At 69.5% G+C, this 19,425-nt stretch carries 14 protein-coding genes; 8 read left to right on the top strand and 6 right to left on the bottom strand.

What is annotated here, in order from left to right:
* Nucleotides 1-547 precede the first annotated feature (547 nt).
* Nucleotides 548-1,021: a GNAT family N-acetyltransferase gene (locus tag ACFWMR_RS36390; RefSeq protein WP_378381694.1), complete on the bottom strand. Its 474-nt coding sequence runs from the start codon at nucleotides 1,019-1,021 to the stop codon at nucleotides 548-550.
* A 120-nt stretch (nucleotides 1,022-1,141) separates the two neighbouring features.
* On the opposite strand from ACFWMR_RS36390, the gene ACFWMR_RS36385 reads away from it, so the two are divergent.
* Both ACFWMR_RS36385 and ACFWMR_RS36380 read left to right on the top strand, forming a co-directional pair.
* Entirely contained in the window at nucleotides 1,142-1,918 is a 777-nt protein-coding gene (locus tag ACFWMR_RS36385; RefSeq protein WP_378381693.1) for a cyclase family protein, read from the top strand.
* Entirely contained in the window at nucleotides 1,915-3,525 is a 1,611-nt protein-coding gene (locus tag ACFWMR_RS36380; protein ID WP_378381692.1) for a thiamine pyrophosphate-binding protein, read from the top strand. Before ACFWMR_RS36385 ends, ACFWMR_RS36380 begins: the two co-directional genes overlap by 4 nt.
* Before the next feature lie 2 nt (nucleotides 3,526-3,527).
* Here the strand turns inward: ACFWMR_RS36380 and ACFWMR_RS36375 are convergent, their stop codons facing one another.
* The 3 genes from ACFWMR_RS36375 to ACFWMR_RS36365 are packed head-to-tail and all read right to left on the bottom strand — an operon-like array spanning nucleotide 3,528 to nucleotide 7,482.
* Nucleotides 3,528-4,790, bottom strand: a complete 1,263-nt coding sequence (locus ACFWMR_RS36375; RefSeq protein WP_378381691.1) for a class I SAM-dependent methyltransferase — start codon at nucleotides 4,788-4,790, stop codon at nucleotides 3,528-3,530.
* Between the two features lie 27 nt (nucleotides 4,791-4,817).
* Complete coding sequence (locus ACFWMR_RS36370) at nucleotides 4,818-6,203, bottom strand: FAD-binding oxidoreductase (RefSeq protein ID WP_378381690.1); 1,386 nt, start codon at nucleotides 6,201-6,203, stop codon at nucleotides 4,818-4,820.
* 58 nt (nucleotides 6,204-6,261) lie between these two features.
* A complete protein-coding gene (locus tag ACFWMR_RS36365) occupies nucleotides 6,262-7,482 on the bottom strand; it encodes an SGNH/GDSL hydrolase family protein (protein ID WP_378381689.1) in 1,221 nt (406 codons plus the stop codon).
* A gap of 112 nt (nucleotides 7,483-7,594) precedes the next feature.
* Between ACFWMR_RS36365 and ACFWMR_RS36360 the strand changes: the two genes are divergently transcribed.
* From ACFWMR_RS36360 to ACFWMR_RS36345, 4 genes are all read left to right on the top strand, one after another.
* Entirely contained in the window at nucleotides 7,595-7,966 is a 372-nt protein-coding gene (locus ACFWMR_RS36360) for an MmcQ/YjbR family DNA-binding protein (RefSeq protein ID WP_093931822.1), read from the top strand.
* Between the two features lie 111 nt (nucleotides 7,967-8,077).
* Nucleotides 8,078-9,244 (top strand): sensor histidine kinase, encoded by a 1,167-nt coding sequence (locus ACFWMR_RS36355; RefSeq protein ID WP_378381688.1) that lies wholly within the window; start codon nucleotides 8,078-8,080, stop codon nucleotides 9,242-9,244.
* Nucleotides 9,241-9,906, top strand: a complete 666-nt coding sequence (locus ACFWMR_RS36350) for a response regulator transcription factor (RefSeq protein ID WP_378381687.1) — start codon at nucleotides 9,241-9,243, stop codon at nucleotides 9,904-9,906. Before ACFWMR_RS36355 ends, ACFWMR_RS36350 begins: the two co-directional genes overlap by 4 nt.
* A complete protein-coding gene (locus ACFWMR_RS36345) occupies nucleotides 9,906-12,812 on the top strand; it encodes an AfsR/SARP family transcriptional regulator (protein ID WP_378381686.1) in 2,907 nt (968 codons plus the stop codon). Before ACFWMR_RS36350 ends, ACFWMR_RS36345 begins: the two co-directional genes overlap by 1 nt.
* Here the strand turns inward: ACFWMR_RS36345 and ACFWMR_RS36340 are convergent.
* Together ACFWMR_RS36340 and ACFWMR_RS36335 are read right to left on the bottom strand one after the other, a co-directional pair.
* Complete coding sequence (locus tag ACFWMR_RS36340; RefSeq protein ID WP_378381685.1) at nucleotides 12,784-13,224, bottom strand: hypothetical protein; 441 nt, start codon at nucleotides 13,222-13,224, stop codon at nucleotides 12,784-12,786. The two genes, ACFWMR_RS36345 and ACFWMR_RS36340, sit on opposite strands and share 29 nt — an antisense overlap.
* A gap of 443 nt (nucleotides 13,225-13,667) precedes the next feature.
* Nucleotides 13,668-14,324: a TetR/AcrR family transcriptional regulator gene (locus tag ACFWMR_RS36335; protein WP_378381683.1), complete on the bottom strand. Its 657-nt coding sequence runs from the start codon at nucleotides 14,322-14,324 to the stop codon at nucleotides 13,668-13,670.
* Nucleotides 14,325-14,440: 116 nt separating this feature from the next.
* Between ACFWMR_RS36335 and ACFWMR_RS36330 the strand changes: the two genes are divergently transcribed.
* Nucleotides 14,441-17,134, top strand: a complete 2,694-nt coding sequence (locus ACFWMR_RS36330) for an MMPL family transporter (RefSeq protein ID WP_378381682.1) — start codon at nucleotides 14,441-14,443, stop codon at nucleotides 17,132-17,134.
* Complete coding sequence (locus tag ACFWMR_RS36325; protein WP_378381681.1) at nucleotides 17,134-19,194, top strand: YhgE/Pip family protein; 2,061 nt, start codon at nucleotides 17,134-17,136, stop codon at nucleotides 19,192-19,194. Before ACFWMR_RS36330 ends, ACFWMR_RS36325 begins: the two co-directional genes overlap by 1 nt.
* The last annotated feature ends 231 nt before the right edge of the window (nucleotides 19,195-19,425 follow it).

The raw sequence follows: 19,425 nt of genomic DNA, 5'->3' as shown, positions 1-19,425 counted from the left end.
ACGTTGAACGTTGCGAACGTGGCTTTCGCAACACCCGAAACCGGCAGGTGGGCAGGCTAGGCACACGCCACCTTTGCCTTAGCCCTCAATAACACCTGTCGTCACAGTGGTCTCAAGCGGCCGTGGGGGTATTGGTGGCGATAGTGTTCCTGAAGTATGTCGTACGAATGGTTTCGCGCGTGTTTGTGAGTGGCAAAGAAGGTTGCTGGGCCGAAAGGCGAGGTATCGTGCTCCACCGCTCGCGCCCCGGCCGGTCCCGGGTGTCGTGAAAGCCACTTTCGGGACATCAGACGTCCCGAATGGGGCTTTCACGACGTTGGGTCCTGCCAGGGTGCATCGGCCTGTCTCAGTGCGCTTCGGCCTCGGGCATCAGGGCAGTGCGTCACGAGCGCCACGCTTGAGACGGTGAGCGTCCCGGGCGTGGCGCTCGGGACACCACTCACCCACCCGACACGGGAAGACCCGACACGGAAAAGACCCCGCGCGTACGTCCTGTCTGGGCAGAGTGTCCCTTATGGACAGTATCGGCCCCGCCACCGACCCCTCACTAGTCGAGCCGAAGGATGGTTTCTTCGATTTCGGCATCCCGCGCCGACGCGTAGCCGGTATCGGTCCCGACGACCGTGAAGCCCGCCTTCTCCAGGACTCGAAGCGATCCGAGGTTGTCGCTAGCCGCGCGAGCGAACAGGGGCCGGACCTCGACCAGGTCAAGAAGCAGCGCGAGCGCCCGGCTGGCGACCCCTTGCCCCCAAGCCGAACGGTCGATCCAGTAGGTGACTTCAGCGTCGCCGTCCACGACGAAACTGCCTACGGTGCCGAGGAAACGTCCGTCACCGGTCACCGCGCGCAGGATGATGTCCGGAGACGACCTCAACTTCGCGACATGGGCGTCGAACGCTTCGCGATCGTTCGGGTCCCTGGCGATGAACGCGGCCATCCGGACCGACTCGGGGTCACGCATCTGTTCGAACAGCGCGTCGAGATCGGAGTCCTCGACGAAACGCAGTGCCACCTCTGCCACCGATGTTCTCCTCTCTTCGGCTGAGTCGCGGCGCACCGTATCAGCGACCTCCGACAAATTCCGCCACTCCGTGAACAGGCCTAAGGTGACCAAGACGCCAGTCACATCCGGGAGGCACGCATGTCGTTGTTGGCCCAGCTGAACACCGCGATCACCACCGGCGCGATCGAGGTCGTCGATCTCACCGCGCCGCTGAGCGAGAGCACGCCGATCCTCCAGTTGCCGGAGCCGTTCGCGAACACGATCCCGTTCGGCCTGGAGGAGATCAGCCGCTACGACGAACGCGGGCCGCGCTGGTACTGGAACAACATCCACACCGGCGAGCACACCGGGACCCACCTCGACGCCCCCGTGCACTGGGTGTCGGGCAAGGACGGTCACGACGTCTCCGAGGTGCCGCTGCGCACGCTGGTCGCCCCTGCCGTGGTGCTCGACGCGTCGGCGCGTGCGGCCGAAGACCCGGATTTCCTGCTGTCCGTGGAGGACATCCGCGAGTGGGAGCGTGAGAACGGCCCGCTGCCCGACGGTGGCTGGCTGCTTTACCGTACGGGCTGGGACGCGCGTTCGCACGACCAGGAGTCCTTCCTCAACAACGACGAGGACGGCCCCCATACGCCGGGGATCTCGGGGGAGTGCGCCCGCTGGCTCGCGGAGGAGGCGCCGATCACCGGGTTCGGCGTCGAGACGGTGGGCACCGACGCGGGACAGGCGCTGGCCATCGAGCCGGCCTTCCCCTGCCACGAACTCCTTCTGGGGGCGGGAAAACACGGCTTGACCCAGTTGCGGAACCTGGCGAGCCTGCCGCCTACCGGAGCTTTGCTGGTGGTCAGCCCGCTGCCGATCGTCGGCGGTTCCGGCAGCCCTGCCCGGGTCTACGCGCTGGTCGAGCGGGCATGAAGGTCGCGGAGCTGGTCGGCCGCGCGTTGGCGGAGCTCGGCGTCGATGCCGCTTTCGGGGTCGTGGGCAGCGGCAACTTCGAGGCCACCAACGGGTTGCGGGCGGGCGGAGTGCGGTTCGTCGCGGCGCGGCACGAGGGCGGCGCGGCGAGTATGGCCGACGCGTACGCGCGGATGAGCGGCCGCGTGTCGGTGCTGAGTCTCCACCAGGGCTGCGGGCTGACCAACGCGCTCACCGGGATCACCGAGGCGGCCAAGAGCCGGACGCCGATGATCGTCCTGACCGGGGACACTTCGGCGTCGTCAGTGCTGTCGAACTTCCGGATCGATCAGGACGCGCTCGCGGCAGCCGTCGGGGCCGTGCCGGAGCGCGTCCACGGCGCGCCCACCGCGGTCGCCGACACCGTCCGCGCGTACCGGACGGCCGTGCAGCAACGCCGGACCGTCCTGCTCAACCTCCCGCTCGACGTCCAAGCGCAGGAAGCGCCCGACGCGGTCGAGATACCCGAAGTCCCCGGCCCGGCGCCGATCAGACCGGACGCCGAGGCGGTCGCGAAACTGGCCGACCTCCTCGCCGGAGTACAGCGGCCGGTGTTCGTCGCCGGCCGCGGCGCGCGGACGAGCGCCGCCGCTCTCAGGGAACTCGCGGAGGTTTCCGGCGCGTTGCTGGCGACCTCGGCGGTGGCGCACGGTCTCTTCCACGACGACCCCTTTTCGCTCGGGATCTCGGGCGGCTTTTCGTCACCACGGGCGGCGGACCTCATCCGAAGCGCCGAGGCCGTGATCGGCTGGGGGTGCGCGCTGAACATGTGGACCACCCGGCACGGCAAGCTTCTCGATCCGGACGCCTGGCTGGTCCAGGTCGACGTCGACCAGGCCGCGCTCGGCGCGCACCGCCCGATCGCCCTCGGTGTCGTCGGCGACGTCACCAGCACCGCGAGAGACGTTCACGCGGAGCTCGCCAGGCGTGGCCACCGAGCGAGCCGTGAAGTCCCCGCGAGCACACGATGGAACGACGTCCCGTATAACGACCTATCCGGCGGCGGGAGGATCGATCCGCGCACGCTCAGCCGCCGTCTCGACGAGATCCTTCCCGCCGAACGGGTGGTCTCGATCGACTCCGGCAACTTCATGGGCTACCCGAGCGCGTACCTGTCCGTCCCCGACGAGAACGGCTTCTGCTTCACACAGGCGTTCCAAAGCATCGGACTCGGTCTGGGGACGGCGATCGGCGCGGCGCTGGCCCGGCCGGAGCGGCTACCGGTCCTCGGCGTCGGCGACGGCGGGTTCCACATGGCGGTCTCCGAGCTGGAAACCGCCGTCCGGCTGGGGATCCCGCTCGTGGTGATCGTCTACAACGATGCCGCGTACGGCGCCGAGATCCATCATTTCGGCGACGCGGACATGGCCACGGTCCGGTTCCCCGACACCGACATCGCCGCGATCGGCCGCGGTTTCGGCTGTGACGGCGTCACCGTGCGGTCGATCGAGGACCTCGCCGCTGTCGAGGAGTGGCTCGGCGGGCCACGCCAGGCACCGCTCGTCATCGACGCCAAGATCGCCGACGACGGCGGCTCGTGGTGGCTCGCCGAAGCCTTTCGCCACTGAAGCTAAACGCCCCAGTCCGGCCGCAGCGGCATGCCCGCGTCACCGTCCGGGCCGACCTTCACCCCGAGCACCTGGTGCAGTTCGATCTCCCGCCGCTCGAAGGCGAGGCGGCACGCGGCCATGTACAGCGCCCAGACCCGGCTCCGCCCCGCGCCCGCTTCGGTGACGGCCTCGTCCCAGTTCGCGTCGAGGTTGGCGCACCAGGCGCCGAGAGTGGTGGCGTAATGCTCGCGGAGGTTCTCCGAATGCCGCACCTCCAGCCCGCTGTCGTGCATCGCGGTGGCGATCTCGCCGACGGATTCCAGTTCGCCGTCGGGGAAGACGTACCGGTCGATGAACCCGCGCGAACGGTGCGCCACCGAGGTGTCCGGGTTGGTGATGCAGTGGTTCAGCATGCGCCCGTGCGGCTTCAGTTTCCCGGCGAGGAAACGGAAGTACGACGGCAGGTTCCGCGCGCCGATGTGCTCGGTGAGCCCGATCGACGACACCGCGTCGAAGTCCGTTTCGGTGACGTCGCGGTAGTCGAGATGCCGCACTTCGGCCCGGTCGGCGAGCCCTTTGGTCACGATGTCCTTCTGCGCCCACTGGGCCTGCTCCCGCGAAAGGGTGACGCCCAGCGCCTCGACGCCGTAATGCGAGACGGCGTGCTCGACCATTCCGCCCCAGCCGCAACCGACGTCCAGCAACCGCATCCCTGGCCGCAGGCCGAGTTTCCGGCACACCAGGTCGAATTTGTGCTCCTGGGCCTCTTCCAGCGACGCGTCGGCGGACGGATACGCCGCACAGGTGTAGGCCATCGACGGCCCGAGCACCAGTTCGTAGAACCGGTTCGAGACGTCGTAGTGGTTCGAGATCGCGTTGCTGTCGCGTGCTTTCGAGTGCCGCAACCCGTCGACGGTGCGCTTGAGCCTGCTCGGCAGTTCCTCGGCGGGCGGGGCGACGCGGCGCAGGTGCGTGGGGCCGAGTTTGCGCAGCAGCCACACCCGGTCCGCGGGGCTGAGCTGATCGACCTGGGCCACGAGCGCGCGCAACGCCGAGTAGAGGTCACCGTCCACATCGAGCGCTCCGGCGACATAGGCGCGGGCGAGCCCGAGGTCGCCAGGGGACGACATCAGGTACGTCAGCGCCAGCGGTGACCGCACCTGGATCGACACCGGCGCGTCGGCCGGACCGCTCCTGCTGCCGTCGTAGGCGGTGATGGACACCTCGGCGTTCGGGCCGAGCAACCGCTCGAAGATCTTCCCGACGGTCGTCGTCTCAGCCATGTTCGTCTCTCTTCTTCCCGGCCCGGGTCACCGCCGCCGCACGCATTTCGCGTACAGGTCGAGCAAGCGGCCGTCCGGGTCGTAGGCCGTCTTCAGTTTCCGGTAGGCGTCGCCGTTGTACAGCCGCCAGAACTCGTCTTCGGAATAGAAACTGTCGGAATACAGCGACTTCCGCCCGCCGAGTCGCGTCACTTCGGCCTCGATCAGCCGATTGTGCGTATCCGGGGCCTCGCCGGGGTCCAGCGGGACCGCGGACCAGAAGCCGAAGTTGACGTACAGCGTTCCGGGGTCCATTTCGTACAGCGGCGAGTTCACGCCACCCGGCCGCTGCTTCAGCGGGCAGACCCACACCGGGCTGATCGGGATCTCGCGGCGGAAGAAGTCCAGGAACTCGGCGGCTCGCGACAGCGGCACCTCGATGTCCTGCACGACGGTCTCTTCGGGAGGGAGCCCGCGCAGCTTGAGGAGCTTCGCGGCGATCCCGAACCGGCGGTCGAGCGCCACCGCTTTCCAGTAGACCGACGACCTCAGCAACCGCCTGCCCAGCAGCAGCCGGGGGAGCCGGCGCTGCACGCCGAACGCCCGCGAGCACCAGAACCAGTCCGTGTCCCAGCGCCACAGGTAGTCCCGGACGCTGAGATGGTCGACCTCGCGTGAGCGGATCGACTTGTAGTAGATGTCGAGCCAGGTGTAATCGCTGGTCGCGGGCGCCGACGAGGTGAACGTGCCCAGCGTCAAGTACTGCTCGCCCGGCCCGAAGACGGTTCCGTCCACGAAATCGGCCACCCCGTCACGGCAGGCCTCGCCGAGCGCCGCGAAGTACTCCTCGGTGTCGTCGTACCGGACGTGGTCGAGCCGCACGTACGGTTTGACCGGCTCCAGCTCGATCTTCAGCCGCAGCGCGTAGCCGAGTGTCCCGTACGAGTTCGGGAAGCCGTGGAACAGGTCGCTGTGCTCGTTGTCCGGCCGCGCGACGACGATCCGGCCGTCGCCGGTGAGCAACTCCATCTCCAGCACGGACTCGTGCACGAGGCCGTTGCGAAAGGAGGACGACTCGATGCCGAGGCCGGTGACGGCGCCACCGAGCGTGATCGTCTTGAGCTGCGGCACGACCATCGGCATCAGCCCGTGGGGCAGGGTCGCGTCCACCAGTTGCTCGTAGGTGACCATTCCCTCGACGTCGGCCGTGCGCGCCAAGGGATCGACGTCGAGCACGTGCGTGAACCCGGAGACGTCCAGACCAGGGGTACTGGTCGCCGTCCGCGCGCGGAACAGGTTCGAGGTCCGCTTCGCCAGCCGGATCGTGCCGTGGAGATCCGCCAGGCGGGCCCGGAGCGTTTCCGCACGCGCTTCGTGCTCGGCGAACCGGACCAGCCGCGCCGTCGCCCGCATCCCGCTGTCGCCGCTAGTCATTCCTGATCGCCATCAGCTCATCGTGCCCCAAGGAACCGCCTGGCGCAGCCCTTGATTCCTACTTCAGTCGCCGCAACGGGACGGCGTCCGCCATGGCGGTGAAACCCTTGTCCCCGGGATGGAGGTGGTCGCCGGAGTCGTACTCCGGTTTCATCCGCTGTGGATCGGCGGGATCGCGGATCACCGCGTCGAAGTCGATGTAGCCGTCGAAGAGCCTGCTGGTGCGGATGAACCGGTTGACCGCCTGCCGGGTCTCCTCGAGTTGAGGCGTGTACGAACCCCAGCCCTTCCACGGCGTGATCGTCGCGCCGAGCACCCGCAGACCGCGGTCGTGCGCCCGGCCGGCGATCTGCTTCAGCGCCGAGATGATCTTGTTCGGATCGGTCTGGTGCGGTGTCTGCTGGATGTCGTTGATGCCCTCGAACACGATCGCCGTCCGCACGCCGGACTGGCTCAGCACGTCCCGGTCGAGCCGGGCCAGCGCGTTGACACCGTAGTTGCCGCCGTCGAGCAGCAGCCGGTTCCCGCTGATCCCGGCGTTCAGCACGCCCATGCGGGCGCTGATCTTGTCGGCGAGCTGATCGGGCCAGCGCAGGTTCGCGCCCCGGGTCGAGTTCGCCCCGTCGGTGATCGAGTCGCCGATCGCCACGACACTGCCCTGTAGTCCGGCGCCGCGGACGTCCACTCCGGAAACGTAGTGCCACACCGCGGTCTTCTCCGGGAACGCCGCGGCCGACTCGTCGGCCGCCTTGTCGCCGTTCCGGGTGAAGTACGAGTCCTGCATGGCCAGCGGATGGTAGGTGACCGGGCCGGACGGGGTCGGTGTGTACGTGGTGACCAGGAGATCGCCGTCCCTCGGCACGGGCAGCGCCGCGCCGTCGCTGAGGATGTCGGCGCCCGGTGGCACGGTGATCTCGCGATCGCCGCCGAAGGTCAGCGTGCGCATCGTGCCGGGGACCGCCTGGGGCGTGTCCGGGCCCGCGGCGACCGCGACGGTCACCCGGCCGAACAGCACCGGCGTCCGGCCGAAGGCGTTGGACAGCCGCACCCGCACCTCGTGCCCGCCGGCGCTGGTGTGCACGATGTTGCGGATCGAGAAGTTCGGGTAGCCGTTGTCGGTCCCGGCCACCCCTGCCGCGGGCGCCGCCGCCCAGGTGCCCACCCAGCCGTTCGTGGCCGTGCTCTCGACTTGACCTTGACTCGCCGGTGCCGCCGCGGCGACTCCGGGAACGACGCCCAGTAGCAGGATTCCCGCGACCGCGAGCTGCTTCACGCGCATGTGTTCCGCCTCCACCCAGTCGGCTCCACTCATCGTCAACGAATCACCGACAGACGGTCAATGCGCACGACAGGACAGGTTTCTGTCGGTGGGGCCGCTTACTCTGAACGCCATGACCCCTGCCGCTCTCCGGAAGCTCTGTCTCGGCTTCCCCGGTGCCCGTGAGGAGTTCCCGTTCGACGAGCACTCCAGTGTGTTCAAGGTCGCGGGCAAGATGTTCGCGCTCAGCCCGCTCAAGGCGAAACCGCTGCGGATCAACCTCAAATGCGAGCCCGACGTCGCGGTCCGGCTGCGTGCCGAACATCCGGAGATCATCCCCGGCTATCACATGAACAAGCAGCATTGGAACACCGTCCGGCTGGACGGTTCGCTGTCCGGCGACTTCGTCCGGGAGCTGATCGAGGATTCCTACGACCTCGTCGTCGCGGGCCTGCCGAAACGGGAACAGGAGAAGCTGAAGTGGGTCGCGCTCAGCCAGGAGTGAGCGCGCCGCGTTTCATCCGGATTTCATCGGTCCCGGCCTCCTACCGTGGGCGGAGACGGATGCCGACCGCCGCACGATGACGCGCCTCCCGGCACTTCCTAGTCTTAAGGCGTGCTGGAGATCTTGCGGGACCGGTTCCGGGCACGGGTGCAGGTCAGTCTCACCCGGGCCGGACTGAGCCTGCCCTGGTGGGGGGCGTTGTGCGCCAGTGCGGTGAGCTTCGTGTTCACGGCGGTCGCGCTGGTGCAGCGGGACGCCCTGCTGCCGCCCGAGCCGATCGCGCTGGCCGGGCTGATCGTGATCGCGCCCTCGGTGATCTGGGTGGTCACCGACTGGATCATGCCGTGGGTGCGGATGGCGGCGCTGATCACCGCCGCCTCGGTCCTGCTCATCGAGCCCGTGCTCCCGGACTTCGCGCCGTTGCTGCTGCTGGTCGCGGCGACCGAAGCGGCGAGTGTCCTGCGGACGACGTGGGGGATCGTCGTCGTCACCGTCGTGGGCGAGCTGGTGCTGGTCGTGGCGGGGATCTGGGGCGGGCTGGTCGGCGGCCCGGTGTACATGGTCGCGATCCTGCTGGGGCTCAGCGGCGGGCTCATGGTCCGCTGGTACACCAGGGTGCTGGACGCCGAACGCGACAACCGTGACGCGTACCGGGAAAAGGCCCTGCTGGCCGAACGCCAGCGGATCGCGCGCGAGGTGCACGACGTCGTCGGCCATTCGCTCAGCATCACGCTGCTGCACCTGACCGGGGCCCGCCACGCGCTACAGCAGGATCGCGACGTCGACGAGGCGATCGAAGCGCTCACCGAGGCCGAGCAGGTGGGACGGGCCGCGATGGCCGACATCCGCCGCACGGTCGGCCTGCTCGCCGACACCCCGTCGGGCAGCGCGCCGCTGCCGGGCGTGGAGGACATCGCGACGCTGGTGGAACGCACGCGGGTCGCCGGACTGGCGGTGCGCTATACACAGGAAGGCGACCTCGGCCGGGTAGGCGCCTCGGAAGGATTGGGCCTCTACCGGATCGTGCAGGAATCACTGGTCAACGTCGTCAAGCACGCCCCCGGCGCGAACGCGGAGGTCCGGCTGGACGCCGGTCGCTCGGGTGTGCGGCTCATCGTCAGCAACACCCTCGCCGGCGCCGCCCGCGGCACCGCCGAGGACGGCTCGGGACTGGCGGGGATGGCCGTCCGCGCGGCCCAGCTCGGCGCCGACCTCAGCGCCGGGCCCCAGGGCAGGCAGTGGATCGTGCAGGTCACCGTGCCGGGGGCCAAGTCATGACCGCCGCCGCCGAGATCCAGGTGCTGCTGGTCGACGATCAGGAGCTGGTCCGGTCCGGGCTGCGGCGCATCCTGCGGCGCCGCGACGGGTTCGTCATCGCGGGTGAATGCGGCGACGGCTCGGAAGTGCCCGAGGCGCTGGCCGCGCACGAGGTCGACGTCATCGTGATGGACCTGCGGATGAAGAACGTCGGCGGGGTCGAGGCGACCAGGCGGCTGCGGCGCACGGCGGGCCATCCGCCGGTGCTCGCGCTCACCACCTTCGACGACGACAGCCTCCTGGCCGACGCGCTGCGGGCGGGCGCGGCGGGCTACGTCCTCAAGGATTCGCCCGCCGAAGACCTGATCCGCGCCGTGCGGGCGGTCGCCGGGGGCGACGCCTGGCTCGACCCGGGGGTCACCGGCCGGGTGCTCGTCGCCTACCGGCAGGCCGCCGGGAACGGCAGCGGCGGACGTTCGCCCGAACTGCTGACACCGAGGGAACAGGACGTGCTCCGCGCGATCGGCCGCGGGCTGACCAACGCCGAGATCGCCGCCGCACTCGTCATTTCGGAGGTGACCGTGAAAAGCCACATCGGCCGGATCTTCACCAAACTCGGGTTGCGGGACCGGGCGGCGGCGATCGTCTACGCGTTCGACAACGGGATCGTGGTGCCGGGCTGATGATCGACGACGGGGGGATCATGTCCGACTCGCGGCTTCGGTTCGAGGTGCTCGGCCCGTTGCGGGCCTGGCACGGGGAGAAACGGCTGGACCTCGGTCCGGTCCGGCAGCAGGCCGTGCTGGCCGCTTTGCTGCTGCGCCCGGACGTGACCGTCAGCCATTACGAACTCACCGACGGGCTCTGGGAAAAGCCGCCGGAGTCGAACGTGCTGCCGGTGTACGTCCGGCGGTTGCGGCAATGCCTGGACACCTCCGGGGAGAAGCCGCGTGACTCGGTGATCGTGTCCGATCGGGGCGGCTACCGCTTCGCCAGCGGCGGAGTCCGGCTGGACGTGGCGCGGCTGGAAGAGGTCGCGGTCGTCGCGGCCGCCGCCGAGGAGTCGGGTGATCTCGTCACCGCGGTGAACACCTTCGCCGACGCGCTCCGGTTGTTCCACGGCGAGCCGCTGACGGGACTGCCCGGCGCGTTCGTCCAGGGTGAGCGCCGACGGCTGGAAGAGCGCAGGCTTCTGTTGCTGCGCCGGAAACTGCGGGCCCAGCTGAAACTCGGCCGGTTCGACGAGGTGATCGGTGAGCTGTCGGCGCTGGTGTCGGCGGATCCGCCGAGCGAGCCGCTGGCCGCGCTGCTGATGCGCGCGCTCTACGGCGGCGGACGCCAGGCGGAGGCGCTGGAGGTGTTCACCGACGTCCGCGAGCGGCTGGTGGAGCAGCTCGGCGTCGAGCCGGGCGAGGAGCTGCGGCAGGTGCAGGAAGCGGTGTTGCGCGGGGACGACGCGCAGCTCGGCGTCACGCAGCGCCGGGAGACGACGCGCCGCGTCCGCAACGAACTGCCCGCCACCAACGGCGAACTCGTCGGCAGGGACCGCGAACTCGTGTTGCTCGCCGAGGAAGGTGATCCCGAGGCGGTCTCGGTCGACGCCGTCGACGGCGTCCCCGGTGCCGGGAAGACCACGCTCGCCGTGCGCGCGGCGCACCGGCTCCGTGAGTCCTATCCGGACGGTGCGTTGTTCGTGGATCTGCACGGTTACACCGAAGGCCGGGAGCCGGTGACGCCGGAACGCGCGCTGCGACGGTTGCTGCGCGCTGTCGGTGTCGAAGACGGCGTCATGCCGGACGATCTCGACGAGCTGGCTGCGTCGTGGCGGGCGGCGACCGCGAACCTGCGGTTGCTGCTGGTGCTCGACAACGCCGAGTCCGCCGGGCAGGTGCGGCCGCTGCTGCCGTCCGGCCCGGGCAGCCGCGTGCTGGTGACCAGCCGCCGCCGTCTGTCCGGTTTGGACGCCGACCGCCGCATTTCCCTTGGCGCGCTGGGACTCGAAGCGGCGGAGAAGCTGCTCGGCCGGATCGTGGGCGCGCCGAGGGCCGAAGGGGAGCGGTTCGCCGTCCGCGCGCTCGCCGGGTTGTGCGGGCGGTTGCCGCTCGCGCTGAGGATCGCGGGGGCCCGGCTGCAGAACCGTCCGATGTGGACGTTCAAGGACCTGGTGGACCGGATGTCGGACGACGAGCGGCGGCTCGGCGAACTGACCGCCGAGGACCGCAGTGTCGAGGTGGCGCTGCGCCTGTCGTATGAGCAGCTGCGGCCCGCCGAGCAGACCGCGTTCAGCGTGCTCGGACTGACGCCGACGCCCGAATTCGACCGGCTCTCGGTCGCCGCCCTGCTGGACTGTTCGCCCGCCGAAGCCGAGCGCCGGCTGGAAAGTCTCGTCGACGCGAGCCTCGTGCAGGAACCGGCGAGCGGCCGGTACCGGTTGCACGACCTGGTGGCGGTCTACGCCCGCCGGCTCGCCGGGGAGATGCCCGAGGAGGCCGCCGGAGCCGCGCGGGAACGGGTGTACGGGTTGTACGTCAGTGCCGCCCGCCGAGCGAGCGAGTGGGGTGTCGCGCGGTTCCCGGTCGAGTCCGGCCGAGGGCCGTTTTCCGGGCAGCGTGATGCTTCCGCCTGGCTGGATGCCGCCGGTGACCTGCCCGATGTGGTCACCCAAGCCGCCGAAGCCGGGCTGGACGACCTCGCGTGTTCGATCGCGGAGGGACTGGTCGACTATCTCGCGCGCCAGCAGCGCTACCACGAATGCCGGACGGCGTTGCAGGTCGCGCTGCCGCTGGCCGAACGGGCCGAGGACGAACGCCTGATCTCGTCGCTGCGGTTCTGCCTCGGCTACGCCTACGCCATGCAAGGGCAGCTGGACCGGGCGAGAGGCTGGTTCGACGACGCGCTGCGGGCGGGCCAGGCCTCGGGTGACCGCGGCGTGGAGGCGCGGGCGCTGGGCGGGCTCACCATGGCGGACCTGATCGAGGGGCATCACGAACGCGCGATCCCCGGGATGGGCCGGGTGATGGTCCTGGCGGAGGAGGTCGGGGACAGCTGGCTCGCCGAGCGGGCGCTGTCGGCGCTCGGCTATCTCGCCTACTTGAGGGGTGAGCACGAGGACGCGCTCACCCATCTCGCCCGAGCCCGCGACCTGGGCGAGGAGATCGGCAGCCCCGGGATGCTGGCGAGGGTCCTGTGCCACAGCGGAACCGTCCGGCTCGAGATCGGCAGGTTCGCCGAGGCCGCGCTCGATCTCCGCCGGTCCGTCGAGCTCGCGGAGGAGACCACGGATGGCCTGCTGACCGCGACCAGCCTGGTCCGGCTCGGCGCCGCGGAACTGGAGCTCGGGAATCTCGACGCGGCGTTCGAACTCCAGCGGCGGGCGCTGACGGCGGTCACCGAGGAGACGATCGTCGGGATGGAGTCCGAGATCCGCAACCGGCTCGGTCGCACCCATCTCGCCGCGGGCGATCCGGTCGCGGCGCGGGAGCATTTCGAGTGGGTGCTCACCGCCATCGGATCCGACGGGGACTCCCAGCAACGCGCCCTCGCGCTCGAAGGTCTGGACCTCACCAGACAGTCGGCACGCCGGCGTTGATGATCGTGAAGCGGTGCCCCGCCATGTCCTGGCGACGGCGCGCGAAGTAGGCGTCGGCGGCGTCGGCAAGGTGAGTCCCGGCCCGGACTTCGTGGACGACGTAAGCCCAGTCCGCGGCGTCGCACAGCACCAGTTCCCTTGGCGCGCCGCGCTTGCGGAGCACGGACGAGCAGAGGGCGCCGCGCCTGCCGACACTGCCGTCGTCGAGGCAGCGGCGGAGGTCTTCGACGGCGTGGGCGGCGGTGTCGAAGAGAGTCCACCGGTACTTCGGCGCCGGGCGGCCGTCTTCCCACGGGGTGAAGAACGCGGCCCAGCTCCAGCCCGGTCCGACGAGCCCGTCCCGTTCCCCGGGACTCGGCGCGTCGCCCCGAGGCATCACCATGTTGTACGGGGTCCGGCCGGCCGGGCTCATGCACGTCTCCTCGGGGAATTTCCGGTCCGCCGGTGCGGATCCGTGCCCGGACGGTAGGTCGGAGCCATGAAATCCCGATGAAACGCCTGTGCTGCCGGAACGCGTTGGGTCGAGTTGGTCGTTCGTGGCGTTTCGTGTTCTAACCCGAAACGCCACTCACGAGACCTGGGACGAGGTCCCACCGCGGCGTGATCGGTTGGACGGCACGCGTGATCCGATGGACGACACGCGTGACTGGGCGGACGACACGCTCGTGGCCGGGCTCCCGACGCGAGTCGTCCGCCTGCACACACGTGTCGTCCATCCAGTCACGGGTGTCGTCCCTCCAAGCACACGAAACCGCCCGACCTGCTGAGCTGGGTTGGTCTTGATCAACGGCCTCGGGGTGGTCGTGGGTGGGGAGTGCGGTCAAGAGACTCACCACTCGCGAAGCTTGGGTCGAATCAGCTTCGCGCGGGGATGATGAGGGAGGCCATCACCTTCGGGATCAGCTCGCTGACGAACCGGCCGTCGGCGGGGAGCTCGCTGCCGTCCAGCAGGTAGTTCTGCAAACCCTGTTCGTACAGGGCGATCAGCACGAGCACCGCGTCGTCCGGTGAGATCGTCAGTTCCCGGCCCATCCGGTCGAGCGCGCCGACGAGGACCTTGCCGAGTTCGGCGTGGAAGTACCGGAACGCCGCGCCGATCCGGTCGCGGATCTCCGGCTGCCGCAGGCCCTGGGTGCGGAACTCCGCGCACAGCAGGTACCAGTTCTTGTCCGCGCTGAGCGCGACCATGAACAGGTCCGCGATCCGCCCGAGGGTGGGGGAGAGGTCTTCGTCCGCGCGGACGACCACCTCGCCGAGCACGCTCTCCGTGGCGTCGTGGAAGCGTTTGAGCCGGACGTCGGTCTCTTCCTGGAACAAGGCGAGGAACAGGTCTTCCTTCGAGCTGAAGTTCGAGTAGAAGGCGCCGCGGGTGAAGCCGGCGCGCTCGCAGATCAGCTCGACCGGCGTGTCCCGGATGCCGTGCTCGGAGAAGGCCTCGTACGCCGCGTCGATCAGCCGTCGGCGGGTGTCCGCCCGGCGCCTGGTCATGGTGGCGCCCCGCTCCTCGGTCATCTCGCCATTCTTTCGTACGCCCCCGGTTCACCCGGCTGTGGGACAGGGTACATCGTGAATCGGATACAGAGTGCATTACGATACGCCATGTATCCAACGAGCGCCGGGAGCCGATCGTGTCGTCATTCCTCTACCGCCTCGGCAGGCTGGCCGCTCGCGGGCGGGTACTGGTCACCGCGTTGTGGCTGGTCGTGTTGTGTGTCGCGGGCGGGGCGGCGCTGCTGTTCGGCCAGGGCACCGACGACACGTTCGCGATCCCCGGTTCGGAGTCCCAGGAGGCGCTCGACCATCTCGGCCGGGTCTTCCCGCAGGTGAGCGGCACCTCGGCGCAGCTGGTCGTGCTCGTTCCCGAAGGAGAGCGGGCCGACTCGGCCGCCGTGCGCGACGCCGTCGCCGCGGAGGTGCCCGACCTGACCGCGGCGCCGCAGGTCTCGACGGTGGTGAACCCCTTCGACGCGGCCGTGCACGACGCCGTGTCCAAGGACGGCCGCGCCGCGCTGGTCACCGTGCAACTCGACGTCGGGCTGGCCGACATCCAGCCGTCGACGCGGACCGCGCTCGCCGGGATCGCGCAGGACATGGAGAACCGGATCGGTCACGGCACCGAGGTGCTCACCGGCGGCGACGCCTTCTCGGACAAGGTGCCCAAGCTCAGCCCCACCGAGGGGATCGGGCTCGTCATCGCGCTCGTGGTGCTGCTGATGGTGTTCGGTTCGTTCATCGCGGCGGGAATGCCCCTGCTGACGGCGATCCTCGGCGTCGGGGTGTCGGTGGCGCTGGTCTACGCGGCGACCTCGGTGGCGACGGTGTCCTCGACGGCGCCGATGCTCGCGGTCATGCTCGGCCTCGCCGTCGGCATCGACTACGCGCTCTTCCTGCTTTCCCGGCATCGCGACCAGCTCGCCGAAGGACTCGAAGTCGAGGAGTCCATCGCCAGGGCGACCGCGACCGCCGGGTCCGCCGTCATCTTCGCCGGGCTCACCGTGGTGATCGCGCTGCTGGGCCTGTTCGTCGCCGGGATCCCGTTCCTGACCGTGATGGGTGTCGCGGCGGCCGGAGGGGTGGCCGTCGCGGTGATCGTGGCCATCACCCTCATCCCCGCGCTGCTGGCGTTCGCCGGTGAACGGCTGCGGCCCAAGAAGCCGCGCAAGGTCAAGCGCAAGAAGAAGGCGCGGTTCAGCCTGCGCTGGGTCCGGCTCGCCACCAAGTCGCCCTGGGTGACGATCGCGTTGATCGTCGGTGTGCTGGCGGTGGCGTCGATACCCGCGCTGGACCTCCGTCTCGCCCTGCCGGACAACGGAACCGACGAGGACGGCACCCCGGCCCGCGTCGCCTACGACGTCGTCGCCGAGCATTTCGGGCCCGGTTTCAACGGCCCGCTGGTCGTCACCGCGGACATCCTGTCGACCACCGACCCGGTCGGGATCACCAACGGCATCGCCGACGACATCCGCGAGGTCCCCGGTGTCGCCGTCGTCCCGCTCGCCACGCCGAACCCCAAGGGCGACACCGCGATCATCCAGGTCGTGCCCACGACCGGCGCCTACGACGAGGCGACCGACGAACTGGTCGAACGGCTGCGGTCGATGGAAGGGCAGTTCAAGGACCGCTACGGCGTGCAGACCGCGGTCACCGGGTTCACCGCCGTCGGCATCGACGTGTCCGCGCAACTCGGCGACGCGCTGCTGCCGTTCGGCATCCTGGTCGTCGGGCTCTCCCTGGTGCTGCTGGCGATGGTGTTCCGCTCGATCCTGGTCCCGCTCAAGGCCACCTTCGGCTATCTGCTCTCGATCGGTGCCGCTTTCGGGGCGACGTCGTTCGTGTTCGGGCAGGGGCATCTGGCCGACGCGCTGGGCGTGACCCGCACCGGCAGCGTGATCAGCTTCCTGCCGATCATCCTGATGGGTGTCCTTTTCGGGCTCGCCATGGACTACGAAGTCTTTCTCGTGTCCCGGATCCGGGAGGACTACGTCCATCACGGCGACGCGCACCAGGCGATCGAGACCGGTTTCGTGTCGGCGTCGAGAGTCGTGACCGCGGCGGCGGTGATCATGCTGGGCGTGTTCGCAGCCTTCGTCCCCGACGGCAGCGCGACGATCAAGCCGATCGCGTTCAGCCTCGCCGTCGGGGTGTTCGTGGACGCGTTCCTCGTGCGGATGACGCTCGTCCCGGCGATCCTCGCGTTGCTGGGCCCGCGTGCCTGGGGCCTGCCGCCGTGGCTGGACCGCAAACTGCCGGTGTTCGACGCGGAGGGCGACGGTCTCGTCCACGAACTCCGGCTCGCCGACTGGCCGGAGCCCGGCTCGTCCGAGGTGATCAGCGCCGCCGGGCTCCGTGTCGACGACGACCGCGGCCGCACCCTCTTCCGCGACGTCGAACTGCACATCGGCCCGGGGGAGATCCTCGCCGTGCACGGTTCCGGTCCGGCTGGCAAGAGCGCCCTGCTGTACGCGCTCGCCGGTCGTGTCCCGCATGTCCTCGGCGATCTGAAGGTGCTCGGCCGGGTGCTGCCGCAGCACGCGCACGCCGTCCGCCGGAACGCCGCCTTCGTCGCCTGCAAGGAAACCGACGATCCCGCCGGCGAGGTCCGGCGCGCGATCGAGGACGGCGTCGGACTCGTCTTCGTCGACGATCTGGACACCGTCGTCGCCACCGCTCAGCGCGCCGCGCTGAGAGCGGCGTTCGCGAGCAGGGCCGCGACGTTCGCCGTGTCCTGCCAGAGCCTCGCCATCGTGCGGGATCTGCTGCCCACCACCGCCGTCGCGGGCCTCGCCATGGCGCCCGCTCCTGTCCCCGCCGAGGTCCGCTGATGTCCCGCTTCTTCACCGGCTCCGCCCGTGCGACCGCCTTCGGCCCGCTGACCTGGAAGACCTGGCTCGGGATCGTGCTCGTGCCGGTGATCGTCGCGCTCGGGCTGGCGTGGGCGTTCTTCTCGCCCGACGACAACCACGGCGCCGCCAAAGCCGCCGTGGTCAACACCGACGAGCCGGTCACGGTGAACGGGCAGCTGATCCCGCTCGGCCGTGAACTGGCCGGGAACCTCGTGCACGGCGAGGATTCCGCGTACACCTGGGTGCTCACCGACGCCGAGGACGCCAAGGAAGGCATCTCGGACGGGACGTATTCCGCGGTCGTGACCATTCCGCCGAACTTCTCCGCACAGGCCACGTCGACGTCGGGAAAGCCGCTCGACGCGAAGCAGGCGATCATGCGCGTCGAAACGTCGCAGCGCACCGGCCTCGTCGATCCGGTGGCCAGCCGGGAGGTCGCGAACGCGACGCTCACCGCGCTGAACCGGCAGATCGTCGAGACCTATGTGGACAATCTGTACATCGGGTTCTCCTCGATCCATCAGCAACTGGTGACCGCGGCCGACGGCAGCGACCAGCTCGTCGTGGGGCTGCGGGAGCTGTCCGACGGAACCGGGAAACTCGCCTCCGGTGCTGGGGAACTCGCCGGTGGGGCGGGAAAACTCAGCGGCGCCGCCGGACAACTGGCGGACGGGGCTCGCAAGCTCGCGAACGGCACCGGGCAGCTCGCGACCGGGTCCGGTCAGTTGTCGTCGGGGCTGACCCAGGCCGAGAAGGACACCGCCCAGCTGCCCCGGCTGACCAGGGAACTGGCCGACGGGGCGCAGCAGGTCGCGAACGGCAACAAGCAGCTGGCCGACGAGATCTCACCGTTGGCGGACAAGGTCGTCCTGATCATCGACGCGCTGCCGACGGCGGGCGATTCGGCGCGCAAGTTCGCCGAACTCGCGCAGAAGTGCAGTGGTGACACCAAGTTCTGTGCCGATCTGAAGGCTGCCTCGGACAAGTTCACGGCCGACGCCGAGATCCTCGACGGCAAACGCGCCGAAATCCGCGACGCCGTCGTGCAGACGAAAAAGGCGGTGCAAGATCTCTCGGCGGGCTCGCAGAAGGTCGCCGACGGGAACAAGCAGCTCGCGGACAAGTCGAAGGACCTGGCGGGCGGCATCGGCTCGGCGGCCGACGGCGCGCGGAAACTCGACGCCGGTGTCAAACAGGCCGATTCCGGCGCGCGGCAGCTCGCCGACGGCTCCGGTCAGCTGGCGGGCGGCGCGACCACCCTGTCCACCGGCGCGGGTGAGCTCGCCACCGGCGCCCGCGCGGCCGCCGACGGCAGCCGGCGCGCCGAATCGGGCGCGTCGGAGCTGGCCAAGGGGCTCAACGACGGCCGGGGCAAGGTACCCGACTACTCCCAGGCCGAACGCGACCACCTCAAACAGGTCGCCGCCACCCCCGCGATCACCGACACGGCGGGCTCGGGCTCGTTCGGTGAAGGCGCGGTGGCGCTGATTCTCGTGCTGGCACTGTGGGTGTGCGCGCTGGCGACGTACCAGGTGATCCAGGCGGTGCCGCCGAGCGTGCTCACCACCCGCGAACCGAGCTGGCGGATCATCCTCGCCGCGGCGATCCCGGGCGCGACGCTCGCGGTGCTGACCGCCCTGATCCTGACCGGTGTGTTCTGGGCATTTCTCGGGCTGAGCTTCGGCAAGGCGATGACCCTGCTGGTGCTGCTCGTCCTCGCGGCCGGAACGTTCACCGTGGTCAACCAAGCCCTGGTGGCGATCTTCAAACGCCCCGGCCGCTTCGCCGCTCTCGCGATCCTCGTCTTCACCGTCGGCGCTTCACTGGTTTCGACCGTGCCCGGGATTTTCGGGACCGTGCTGGGGATTCTGCCGACGAATGGCGCCCTGGTCGCTTTGCGGTCGTTGCTGACGGGGACCGACGGGCTGACGTCGGGGATCGTGCAGCTGGTGGTGTGGCTGGGGATCGGGACACTGGCCATGATCCTGGTGACGGACCGGCGGCGATCCTTGCCGGGGCGGGAACTGCGACTGGCTTGAGCGGGTCGTGAGTGGCGATTCGGGTTGGAGCGGAGCGGTATTTGTCTACCGACTGGGCTTGGGTTCGTCCGGTCTGTCCGCTGGGTGGGGTGCAGCGGAGGAGGATTTCGGACGTTGAACGTCCGGATTCTTCCCCGCTCGGCGGCCGGGTCATCCTCGTCCCGATTCCTACATCGTAGGCGGTGGCACGGTCGAGCGTGGAGGATTCGGGACGGTGAACGTCCTGAATCC

The organism is Amycolatopsis thailandensis (assembly GCF_042723255.1).
Lineage (GTDB): Bacteria > Actinomycetota > Actinomycetes > Mycobacteriales > Pseudonocardiaceae > Amycolatopsis > Amycolatopsis thailandensis.
Note: the sequence above shows the minus strand (reverse complement) of the source record. Positions and strands in the feature narration are given on the sequence as shown.